10 protein-coding genes are annotated in these 11,600 nt (G+C 36.2%); 4 read left to right on the top strand and 6 right to left on the bottom strand.

Features of this window, described 5'->3' with window-relative positions; genetic code table 11:
• Positions 1-21 precede the first annotated feature (21 nt).
• Positions 22-630, bottom strand: coding sequence for an SAM-dependent methyltransferase (locus tag AC1Q8N_RS25020; protein WP_098642493.1), 609 nt, complete (start codon positions 628-630; stop codon positions 22-24).
• Positions 631-803: 173 nt separating this feature from the next.
• Positions 804-1,919, bottom strand: coding sequence for a M20 peptidase aminoacylase family protein (locus AC1Q8N_RS25015; RefSeq protein ID WP_098078404.1), 1,116 nt, complete (start codon positions 1,917-1,919; stop codon positions 804-806).
• A 266-nt stretch (positions 1,920-2,185) separates the two neighbouring features.
• On the opposite strand from AC1Q8N_RS25015, the gene nhaC reads away from it, so the two are divergent.
• Positions 2,186-3,607, top strand: a complete 1,422-nt coding sequence (gene nhaC / locus AC1Q8N_RS25010; protein ID WP_098068508.1) for a Na+/H+ antiporter NhaC — start codon at positions 2,186-2,188, stop codon at positions 3,605-3,607.
• Here the strand turns inward: nhaC and AC1Q8N_RS25005 are convergent.
• Entirely contained in the window at positions 3,596-4,867 is a 1,272-nt protein-coding gene (locus AC1Q8N_RS25005; protein ID WP_098078401.1) for a transcriptional regulator, read from the bottom strand. The two genes, nhaC and AC1Q8N_RS25005, sit on opposite strands and share 12 nt — an antisense overlap.
• 92 nt (positions 4,868-4,959) lie before the next feature.
• On the opposite strand from AC1Q8N_RS25005, the gene AC1Q8N_RS25000 reads away from it, so the two are divergent.
• Positions 4,960-6,069 (top strand): mandelate racemase/muconate lactonizing enzyme family protein, encoded by a 1,110-nt coding sequence (locus AC1Q8N_RS25000; protein WP_098078400.1) that lies wholly within the window; start codon positions 4,960-4,962, stop codon positions 6,067-6,069.
• Positions 6,070-6,083: 14 nt separating this feature from the next.
• Positions 6,084-6,779, top strand: a complete 696-nt coding sequence (locus tag AC1Q8N_RS24995; protein WP_098642494.1) for an N-acetyltransferase — start codon at positions 6,084-6,086, stop codon at positions 6,777-6,779.
• Between the two features lie 160 nt (positions 6,780-6,939).
• Here the strand turns inward: AC1Q8N_RS24995 and AC1Q8N_RS24990 are convergent, their stop codons facing one another.
• On the bottom strand, positions 6,940-7,647 hold the full coding sequence (locus AC1Q8N_RS24990; RefSeq protein WP_098078395.1) for a M48 family metallopeptidase: 708 nt from the start codon (positions 7,645-7,647) through the stop codon (positions 6,940-6,942).
• 95 nt (positions 7,648-7,742) lie between these two features.
• Positions 7,743-8,261 carry a YehS family protein gene (locus tag AC1Q8N_RS24985; protein WP_098078392.1) on the bottom strand — a complete coding sequence of 173 codons (519 nt, stop codon included), beginning with the start codon at positions 8,259-8,261 and terminating at the stop codon, positions 7,743-7,745.
• A gap of 230 nt (positions 8,262-8,491) precedes the next feature.
• On the opposite strand from AC1Q8N_RS24985, the gene AC1Q8N_RS24980 reads away from it, so the two are divergent.
• Positions 8,492-9,403 (top strand): endonuclease NucS domain-containing protein, encoded by a 912-nt coding sequence (locus AC1Q8N_RS24980; RefSeq protein WP_098077995.1) that lies wholly within the window; start codon positions 8,492-8,494, stop codon positions 9,401-9,403.
• 102 nt (positions 9,404-9,505) lie between these two features.
• Here AC1Q8N_RS24980 and AC1Q8N_RS24975 read toward each other — a convergent pair whose 3' ends face one another.
• The gene (locus AC1Q8N_RS24975) at positions 9,506-11,524 is read right to left on the bottom strand and encodes a GAF domain-containing sensor histidine kinase (protein WP_098049323.1); all 2,019 of its coding nucleotides are present in this window, start codon (positions 11,522-11,524) and stop codon (positions 9,506-9,508) included.
• Positions 11,525-11,600 lie beyond the last annotated feature (76 nt).

The following is an 11,600-nucleotide window of genomic DNA, read 5'->3' as shown; positions in this document are numbered from 1 at the left end:
GGTGCCGAGGCACCTGCTTTTTTATAATCTTAATGTATAAACTAAAAACCTCTCATTCCCATTCTTCTCATAAGCCCCAGGCAACCTTACTTCCCTCTTCAGCTCAAACGCAGTCTGATTCTCCAAGAAGAAAATATAATCTTCAGAAGGATAGTATAAAATAATATCAACTTCTCTCTCCGCCTCTTCTACCGAAAGTAAAATATTATTTACTACGTTCATAAATACTTGTATAGAAAATGGATTAAAGAAATAAAACCGGTTATCACGTGGATCAATCTCATATTCCTGCGCTAAACAGCATTCAAACCGAATTTTATCTTTACTGTTTCTTACCTTTCGTGCATAGCGCTCTAGATTATCCATTGCTTCTTTATAAAGCTCTTCATTCATTTCAATTCCAACCGCTGAAGCGCCACACTTATGGTGCATGTAAAAGTTTAATCGTCCTTTTCCGCATCCAAAATCTACAACCTGGTCGCTACTTCTTATTTCATATTGATTCAATAACTCATCTAATCCGCTATACGGCGTCGGTTCATAACGATGATAATGCATAGACTTGTTAAATCCTTTTTGCTCACCGACTGTTTTTATATTTAAAACTGCATCATAATATTGTTCGTTCATTCGTTTTCTCCTATTAAAAAATGGTACTTATTATTATACACCATGTACCGGAGAGGGATTTTTTCTTGAATTAATTGGTACGTGAAATTATATTAACGATTTTTTCAATATATCGACGTTTCGGTAAGGAATATCGACTTAACGACGCATTCCTACAAAAAAACAGGAGCTATCTAGCCCCTGTCCTCTAATACTTTCAATACAGTTTGTTTCAATATTTCTACTCCATCCATAATACACCTATGATCGAACTTCATATATGGATGGTGTAATCCAGGTTGTAGGTTTGCACCTAGTCCAAGCATGACAGCTTTTAAATGTGGTCTCTTCACTGTGTAGTAATGAAAATCATCGCTTCCTGTCGTATACAGCGGTCCAGTGCATCCCTCTTCCCCGTATACTTCAAGAATTCCTTTTCGCATAAAGCGCTCAGCTTCTTCTGACACTTCAGCTCCTGGTGCAAGGTCGATCCATTTGTATGAGGTTTTCGATCCCATCGATGCGGCCGATTCTATTACATGCTCTATTTTTTTCTTCAATTCTTCTAATAATGTATTACTCTCTGCCCTAACATCTAAGCTAAAATGGCCGTTACCCGGAATAATATTTAAATTATCTCCGCCAGCTTGGCACCTTGTCATCTTCACTGAATAGGAACTTTGCGGTGGTAACCATATATTTTTTAAACCGATATTAATCATAGAAATGACATCAATTGCATTTATCCCTTGATGCGGACGTGCCCCATGTGCATCATCTCCATGAATCGTTCCTTCTAAAAATCCTGCCGCTCCGTGACGAATAGATGGGGCAGCTTGTTTCAAAGGTAGTTCTTCAATCGGTCTTAAATGAACACCAAATAAGAAGTCAGCATCATCCACGGCACCCTTCTCTACCATCTTTAAAGAACCATTTCCTTTTTCCTCTGCCGGCTGAAAAATAAATCTAACCGTTCCACTATCCCATCTCATATTTTTCAATTGTAAAATAAGCCCCATCACAATTGTCATATGAGCATCGTGACCACATGAATGATTCGCTTTAAACTCTCCGTTCACTTCTTGCCAAAGTGCATCCATATCGGCACGAATTGCAATAACTGGATTTCCGCTTCCAATTTCAGCAATCACGCCTGGGCAATCATCAAATATTTTATATGAAATTCCTTCTTCTTTTAAAAAGTTAGTAATATACGCTGTCGTTTCATGCTCTTTCCAACTCACTTCAGGGTTTTCATGTAAATACTGAAAAATTTCAGTTAACCGCTCTTGTAGTTCTAATGTTTTCAAAGCTACATTCTCCTTCCCAAATTCCAAAACCATTCAGGTTAATTATACTTATGAAAAACAGATGTTTTTATGAACATATTGAATTTTAAGAAAAAAGTCAATTGTTTATTTTTAAATGCAATCGACAACTCACTTCATAACGATAGAACATTCCTTATTTTCTGTTTTTTATTGACGCTTATATCATTTTTTAGTTATTATAACTTAATAGCGTCTATTTTGCGACAATTCTAAAAATATAAACATACATAATGAGGAGGCAGTTTATGAAAAAAGAAATACCTTTTGGCGTAGCAATAATCCCTATTATCATTACAGTTGCAGTTATGATGGTTACAATTGTTGTATTAAAACAAAGCCCTCACGTCCCACTTATTATCGGTACAACCGTTGCTTCTATCGTCGCTTGGCGTTACGGTTACAAATGGAACGACATTGAAGAAGCAATGTATAAAGGAATTCGCCTCGCATTACCCGCTATCGTTATCATTATTCTAGTAGGTTTAACGATCGGTGCTTGGATTGGCGGCGGAATCGTCGCAACAATGATTTATTACGGTTTAAATCTTTTAACTCCATCACTATTTTTAGTTTCAATTACAATTATTTGTTCTATTGTTGCATTAGCTATCGGTAGCTCTTGGTCTACAATGGGAACAATTGGTGTTGCAGGAATGGGAATTGGCCTAAGTATGGGAATCCCAGCTCCAATGGTTGCCGGTGCTATCATTTCCGGTTCTTACTTCGGCGATAAAATGTCACCGCTTTCAGACACAACAAACTTAGCCGCAGGATTAACAAATACAGATCTATTCACACATATTCGTCATATGTTATTTACTACAATTCCAGGTTTAATTATTACTCTTATCGTTTATGCGTTCTTAGGAAGAAGCTTCGGCGCTAACAATATTGATGCAAAAGGTATCGATCAAACATTACAAGTATTGCAACAAAACTTTGTTATCTCTCCTTTCCTACTAATCATACCTGTAGTCGTTATGGTATTGGTCGCTAAAAAAGTTCCTGCTATACCAGCTATTCTCGTAGGTATTATTTTAGGGTTTTTATCACAAGTCTTTATTCAAGGTGGTTCTGTCTCCGCATCTGTCGGTGCACTCCAAAATGGATTTTTCATAGACACTGGCAACAAGCTAGTAGACGAACTCTTTAACCGCGGTGGCTTAAATTCGATGATGAATACAGTTTCGATGACAATTGTCGCTATGACCTTTGGAGGAGTATTAGAACATACTGGTATTCTTCGCGCAATTGTAAATCAAATTTTAAAATTAGCGACATCAGCAAAAGGACTTATCGCTTCTACTATCGCATCTTGCTTTGCAACCAACCTTACTTGCTCTGAACAATATATTTCGATTGTTGTTCCTTCAAGAATGTACGCAAATGCTTACACAGAAAAAGGACTACATTCTAAAAATTTATCCAGAGCATTAGAAGATGGCGGAACATTAACTTCTGTTTTCGTACCTTGGAATACATGTGGTGTATTTATACTCGCAACACTTGGAGTTGGCGCATTCGAATATGCTCCTTATGCTATATTAAATTTCATCGTACCTATTATTTCAATCATTTACGGCATAACTGGTCTCACAATTACGAAACTATCAGACATTGAAAAAGCGGAACTACTAAAAAAACAAAAAGCTCAACTAGAAGCTTAAAGATACCGGTAAATTCATTTCATATATTGCGCGAGGGCGCCCTTGTTGATAGGGCATTTCCTCGCCGCAAATATGAGCATACCCATAATCAACTAGTTTCTTTAATAACCTTTCTGTTGATCGGCGAGTCACTTGTAAGTATTCAGAAAGATCTGCTGCTGTAAACTTCAATGATGGATGTGATTGACTAAATTGAATAATTTTTGACAAGTTGGCTGGACTAAGTTTCGTTTCCTTCGCTATTTTCATGAGTTCTGGGTTGTCATTCTTCAAGCTTTGTACCCTCTGTTCTTTCGGGAACGGACCAAATAGTTCTTTATCACTTGTTAGTATATAAAAACAGTGGTCTATTGGATTATTCTTCGCGAAACTTTGAGCAATTTTAGCATTTTGCTCCGCTTCTTTCACAGTTTTTCCGTAACCAAATCCAATAGCTATCGTTCCTTCTATACTCGCAAATAAATGATTTATCATATTCGTTTTTATAATTGATTCAATATCACCACGAGTCGTATACAAAATGAACGTCATTTCATCAACTTTTTTAAATGAACCACGTAGTTCTTTTGAAATAGCATCTAATTGCTCAAGCAAACCTTCTCGTAATTCTAAAGAAGAAATCGTACAAGCACCAACAGTAGCTGAATGGCTTTTTGCTAACTCAGCTTTTATTTTCGCATCTTTTAAACCATGTATAATGGATTGCTTCGGATCTATCATACGCTCTGAAGGAATACCTATTTTTTGAAGTTCATCATAGACAGCGTGAATACTAGTTAAAGCTAAATGAGCATCTCCAGATTGATATTTAGCTATGTGAAAATCAATAACTCTATTTATTTCATCTTTACTCCACAGCATATTTTCATAATCAAACACTTGTGGATTTTCTTTTATACCGATATCATGGAACACATTTGTAATGAATGAGCGGTCTACTAAATCAATTGAAATTTTATGTGGTTGAATACCTTGGTGATACATGACAGAAAGAATGGAAGATGCGACAGTTGTCTCGTCTTGCTGTAAGTACGTACTTGGAATTCGTAATTGTTCTCTTATTTCTTTTGCCATATAATAAGGTAAAGCACCTGAGAAAAAGATGAAATCACACGGCTTTAAACGCTTTAAAAGTTCAGAAGATTCCGCTGGATGAAGGTAAATATATGGATCAATCTCTATTTCTTCTAGTTTATGAGCAATAGGTAAAAGATTCTCCATAAACTCTTTTGAACCGACAACTGCAATTTTTATCATCATTTCTTTAACTCCTTATCATTAATTAACGACTATTTAACGTCAACTATATCAAATGTACAAAACTATTGTAAACAGGAAGGGGTCTCTACCTAATGAAAATTACAGCTATTCATCTTTACGCAATTCGTTTACCACTTCGCGATCCGTTTGTTATTAGTTATGGTTCTTATTCTGATATGCCTTCTATTATCGTCAAAATGGAAACAGATGAAGGCATTATCGGATACGGTGAGGGCGTCGCTGATGATCACGTTACAGGCGAATCATGGGAAAGTACTTTCCATACTTTAAAACATACGCTAGCCCCCGCTCTAATTGGACAAAATCCAATGAATATCGAAAAAATACACGACATGATGGACGATACAATTTACGGTGTTCCAACAGCGAAAGCGGCAATTGATATTGCTTGTTTTGATATAACGGGCAAAAAACTAAATCAACCTGTATATCAATTAATTGGCGGACGCTACCATGAAGACTTCCCTGTCACTCACGTCTTAAGTATCGCCGAACCTGAAGACATGGCTGAAGAAGCTGCTTCCATGATTCAAAAAGGTTACCAATCTTTCAAAATGAAAGTTGGTACGAATGTAAAAGAAGATATAAAAAGAATTGAAGCGGTACGTGAACGTGTAGGAAATGATATTGCGATTCGCGTTGATGTAAACCAAGGATGGAGAAATAGCGCCAACACATTAACAGCACTTCGTTCATTAGGTCATTTAAACATCGACTGGATTGAACAGCCTGTTGTCGCAGACGATATTGACGCAATGGCTCACATTCGTTCTAAAACAGACCTTCCGCTTATGATTGATGAAGGATTAAAAGGTTCTCGTGAAATGCGCCAAATCATTAAATTAGACGCGGCTGATAAAGTAAATATAAAACTAATGAAATGCGGCGGCATATATCCCGCTGTAAAACTCGCTCACCAAGCAGAAATGGTCGGCATTGAATGCCAAGTTGGATCCATGGTCGAATCATCCGTTGCCTCTTCCGCAGGATTCCATGTCGCTTTCTCGAAAAAAATCATTACGAGCGTTGAACTTACAGGTCCATTAAAGTTCACGAAAGACATCGGAAACCTACATTACGACGTACCATTTATTCGCCTAAACGAAAAGCCAGGACTCGGCATTGAAATAAATGAAGATACATTACAAGAACTAACCGTCTTTCAAGACGTTGTACGCTAAAGGAGGACTAACACATGACAGTTCTATACAAAGGATCATTAAAACAAAATAACGCGTCATTTCACGTTACTTTACTATCACTAGAGAACATCGAACAAATCTTATCACTACAAAACGTCGTAGTTGAAGCGCTAGAGGATAAAAGTCGCTTACAACCACTCTCGCTAGAAGAATTTCAATACATTCTAGAAGGAAACGGCATGATGATCGGTGCTTTTATCGAAAACGAACTCATCGCATTTCGTGCCCTACTCGTCCCTCCTATTGACGATGAACATTTAGGACTTGATATTGGCATACCAGAAAGCGAACTACATCGCGTCATTTATCAAGAAATCTCAAATGTTCACCCGAACAGCCGAGGAAATGGGATGCAAAAAATATTAGCGACAGTCATCATGGACGAATTACAAAACGAAGATAGCAAATACGATTACGTTTGCTGCACCGTTGCTCCTTTTAACATTCCAAGTTTAAAAGATAAGTTTGCGCAAGGAATGGAGATTGTTGCATTGAAGGAGAAATATGGCGGGAGTATGCGGTATGTTTTTGTGAAGGAATTGCGTGGAGGTAAGGAAAGAAACTGGACGGATGTTAAGAGTGTTCCGATGAGTGACGCTGTTGGACAGCAGGCTTTACTTTCGAACGGTTATCGTGGGTATGGAATGGAGAAAGTGGACGGAGATTTTGTTGTGAAGTTTGGACGATGATTTATATACCTGAAAAAAGGAGATGTCTGCCGTGACATCTCCTTTTACTCTCTCTTCATTAAATAATTCATTGGCAAATGAAATTATATGAGCGATTTTTGAAATATATCGACTTACCGACAAGTATTGATAATAATCGTAACCTATATAAAGTTCAGCATTAAACCGTCATCTTCCAACTAGATAACGCTAACCAATTTTCCATTTCCTTATAATCGGGCATTATTTTCCCGACAAGACGCCAAAAAGATCGATCATGATTTAAATGAACCATATGGCACATTTCATGAACAACTACGTAATCAATTACTCGCTGTGGTGCCATCGCTAGCTTCCAATTGAATGTTAGTTGTAGATTTGAATCACAAGTTCCCCACGTGCGACTACTATCTGTAATACGAATAGAACGCGGTTTTGTTTTGAAGTTACTTTGATGCACTTTAATACTCTTCTCTACTAATGACTTACACTGCTTATAGTAAAATCGTTTTAACGCTTGTTGTATTTTCTCATCCTTAAGCTCTTTCACATAAATATGTAGCTTATTCCCTTCAAACACTGCATTGTCTTGCGTAATACTTGCATCTTGAGAAATCTGTATCGGATACGTACTTCCTAAATACAGAAATCCCTCTCCTTGATCATAATCCTTTTCCTGTGGTCCAAGCGCTCGCTCTTGCATTTCCTTACGTGTTTTCTGAATCCAATCCCACTTCTCCTCCAGCAGCTGGACTAAGTATTCAACATGTGTACCTTTCGGAGCTTGCACTTCCACATTTCCGTACGAATCTACAAAAAGACGTACCGACTTTTTCTTCTTATAAGTTATATGAAAATTAATTGTCTCACCTAAATATGTATGTACCATTTCATCACCTAGCATATTATTTTTACAAATAAAAAAGAGTAGGATACAAACGCCCTACTCTACCTATTATATCATTTGCTGCTTTAACAAACTCATTACCCTCTATACTTTACACCTAATCCCTTAATGAAATTCCTTGCGTATCTATCGCCGCACTCTTTGTAATTTTTATGGCCTTTCTTTCTTAATAGGGCTCCTAATTCTCCCTTTGTTACCGTAACGCCTACGCTATCTAATATATCAAGTACATCCTCACTCGTTAAAGATAGTGCAATTTTCATTTTCTTTAGCAGAAGGTTATTCGCACTCTCTTTGCTTTGTACAGGTGCCGGTTGTCCTGGTTTCAGATCTTGCTTCCCTCTTTTTAAAGTAATAAATCCATTGAAAAATGCCTCTAACATCATCATATCGCATGTTTTTACGTACTCATCTTCGATTACATCATCATTTTCAGCTTCATGCTGAGGAGCTCTCTTTATTTTTGTAAGCATATCAACTACGTCTTCTTTCGTTACTTCCATACCACCAAGTTTAAAGATTTCTACCATATCTATATCTCTTATATCTAAAGCGTACCTTACTCTTTTTAATATATCGTTGTTGCTCATTGCCATTGTTTTGCCTCCTGAAATGTTGATTATCTTAATGCTTTTAGCATGTGTAAATGAATGTCGTTAAGTTACTACTTTAACATTTTAGGGGGAGGTTTTGTAGTCTTAGGTGGATTAATGCTTGTGGGGATGATTTTAAAACAGCAACATATGCTGTTTAGCCGCTTAGAATTATCTATTTAAAACCAGTTGGATTATAATGATACTAGAGTTCATATAGGAGGGAATCAATAATGAATTATCTAATTGGTTATAAAGATGCTGAACGAAATTTCGGACATGAGGACCCGATGCTAACAGAATATACATATGGAGAGTCAGGGGCTAATACCGACAAACTCCAAAAAGTACAAAAGGGAGATTTTCTATTCTTTCATAAAACAATACATAACAAGCGCTATATAACCGCATATTATCTGGTCGAAGAAGTCGTGATTGTAAAAGATATCAAACAGAATCGTTTAATCATGAATAAATATGATAATCCCCACCTAAAGAAAGAGATACAACAACTAACACCAAGCGAATGTATTGCGTTTGGAAATCCTATTCAATCTAAAGTCCTTCAAGTTCCTTTGGAAATTACCCCTGAATTATTGAGTAAATTATCCAGACCTGCGAACCTTAATCCTAATCAATCTTTATTAAGTGCAATTTCTTCTGCTCTTCGTACTTGGAAAGAATTGAATCCATCTGATATCAATTTATTGTTAGATTTAATTGAGCAAAATGAGTCCAAGGGTAGACTTACTAATAGAGTTTTAACCGCTGAAGAAGTATTTCAAATTTTAGAAAGAGATATCGAGAAATTCATCATTTCTAACCCTTCAATACTTGATGTAAACTATACAATTGAAAAATCACAACATATCTTCTCAGATGAATCACGTTTAGATTTGTTATTAAGAGATACTACTAACAACGAATTTATTGTAGTAGAAATTAAGAAGGGAGCTATTGATAGAAACGCTTTAAATCAAATTAAACATTATATTAAACTATGTAAAGAAGAATTAAAATTAAATACTGTAAAAGGTATTTTAGTTGGTAGTGGGATAGCGCCTTCCTTTGAGGATGATATTAATAAAGCAAAACAGGATGGGATAATCGTGCGAAATTACGGATGGGGATTTACTATTAATTAACACACTTAAAAATGGACAAATCTAATATAGGTTTGTCCATTTTTTATACTACTCAAATATAAATATTTTTGGTACAGTTCAACAAAACTAATCTAAATAAGATTAGTTTTCATTATCTTGATAATCGAATTTAACAAAAAAGGTAGTGCCTTCTGATCCCGTTTGAATTTCTATTTTTGCATTATGACGTGCAGCAATGGCATAACATACACCTAACCCTAATCCAGTTCCATTATGTTTTGTCGTGTAAAATGGCGTACCTAGTTTCTCTAATACTTCAGGCCTGATACCTTTTCCTTGATCACGCACTGCAAGCACGACACAATCTCGACCTTCTTTATAGGTGCTAATGGTTAGAACTTTCTCTTTGTCCATCGCTTCTAAGCCATTACGATATAAGTTTATCAATAATTGTCGTATCTCATTACGATTTAAAAGTAATTTTGGAATGTCATTTGTATCGACTTCAATATATTTATTTTGATTATACGTATCAATCTTTATTAAAGGAATAATATCGCGGATAATTGAATTTAAATCTAACATCTGCAAATCCGATTTCCTTGTATTACCCATTGAGAGAAATTCAGTAATGATAGAATTGGCACGGTCAAGTTCTTCAATCATTAAATTAAAGTGCTTATTATGTTTCTCATAGGTGGGCTCTTCTTTTAATAACTGCAAAAACCCTCGTACTGTTGTCATTGGATTTCTAATCTCATGGCTGATACCAGCTGCCATTTGCCCTATTAAATCTATGTTGGATAATCTTTTCAATTCCTGCTCATATTGCTTTTTTTCCGTTATATTTTTACAAATACAACAAATGCCATCATCATACGGATATGCAATAACTTCATACCAATATTCATCAGAGGTAGAAAGAAATTCGAAATGAACTGTATTTCGCCCTGACATTACACGATGAAGCTCCTTATATATAACTGTATCGATGCTATTTGGGAAGACCTCCCATATATTCTTACCTAATACATCTTTTGCTGTTTTTCTTTGCGGGAAATGTTGATGCTTATTTACGTACGTAAATTCCCATTTATTATTCAAAGTCAAGAATCCATCCGTAATACTTTCAATCACACTTGTAACTTTTTCATTAGCAACAGCTAGTTCTCTCGTTCTTTCTTCCACCATACTTTCAAGTTGATCCATATATAACAAGTTTGAAAACGTAGGAGCTGTAGCATCAACGATAGATTTTGCCAGTTGAATTCGGGAAGCATCGTAATTATGAGCTTTTGCCCCTTTACCAACGACGATTACCCCTAATACTTCTCCCATCGAAACTAATGGCAGCATCAGTAGGCCCTTACTATCTATATTTTTTGTTTGAATAACCTTTCGAAGCTTGGCTTCATAGGTTTTCTCCATCCAGTCAGTTTCTGCCCAATCACAGTCCGCGCTTAATTTCGTTGTTTTAATCGTTGTTTTATCTAGCCGGCCTAAAAGGTGGGCAGCCATGTTCTTACTCTCTAAAATCTGTCCTAAGTAAAAAAAACATTTATCAAAAATCTCCTGTACCGAGGAACACACTGATAAATCACGGGTAACATTTAGTAACAGCTGCTTCTCAGCAATAAGATTTTCTTTTTGTGTTAAAATTTTTGCGTTTTGAATGGCGACCGCAGCCATATTGACATAAGCTTCAACACTTTGAATTTCTGAATCTGTTAAGTTCATTGGAACTCCATAATCAAATAAAAAAACAAGACCAAACAACTCTTGCCCAAATGAGATAGGCAGAGCTAATAAAGACTTAATTTTGAATGCATTAACTGGTCTCCGATCCGGTCGATAATCCTTTGAGGTGTCAGGGATATAGATGGTTTTTTTAGTTTCAATAACTTCTTTTGCCAGTAAGTCTACTTCGGGATCAATTACCTGAGTATCGAGCGTTACGCCATTTATGGTCTCTGGTTTTCCTGCAAACCCTCTAAATGTTCCATCTTCCTCAGGTAAATAAATTCCAACAGCGTCACACCTAACAATCTCCTCTGATATCGCCATTGTTACACGCTGCAATACTTCACGTAGTTCTAATTTTGTATTTATTATTTTTGTTATATTCGCGAGCCTAGAATATCTCGTCTGATCACTTAACATTTACATAGCCTCCAATTATAGGCGTAATAAAATGAAACTTTAATAAGTGGGGGTTTTCTTCATCCCCCACTTATTA

The organism is Bacillus sp. GW823-FHT06B01 (genome assembly GCF_058952315.1).
This window is presented reverse-complemented; position numbering and strand designations above follow the sequence as displayed.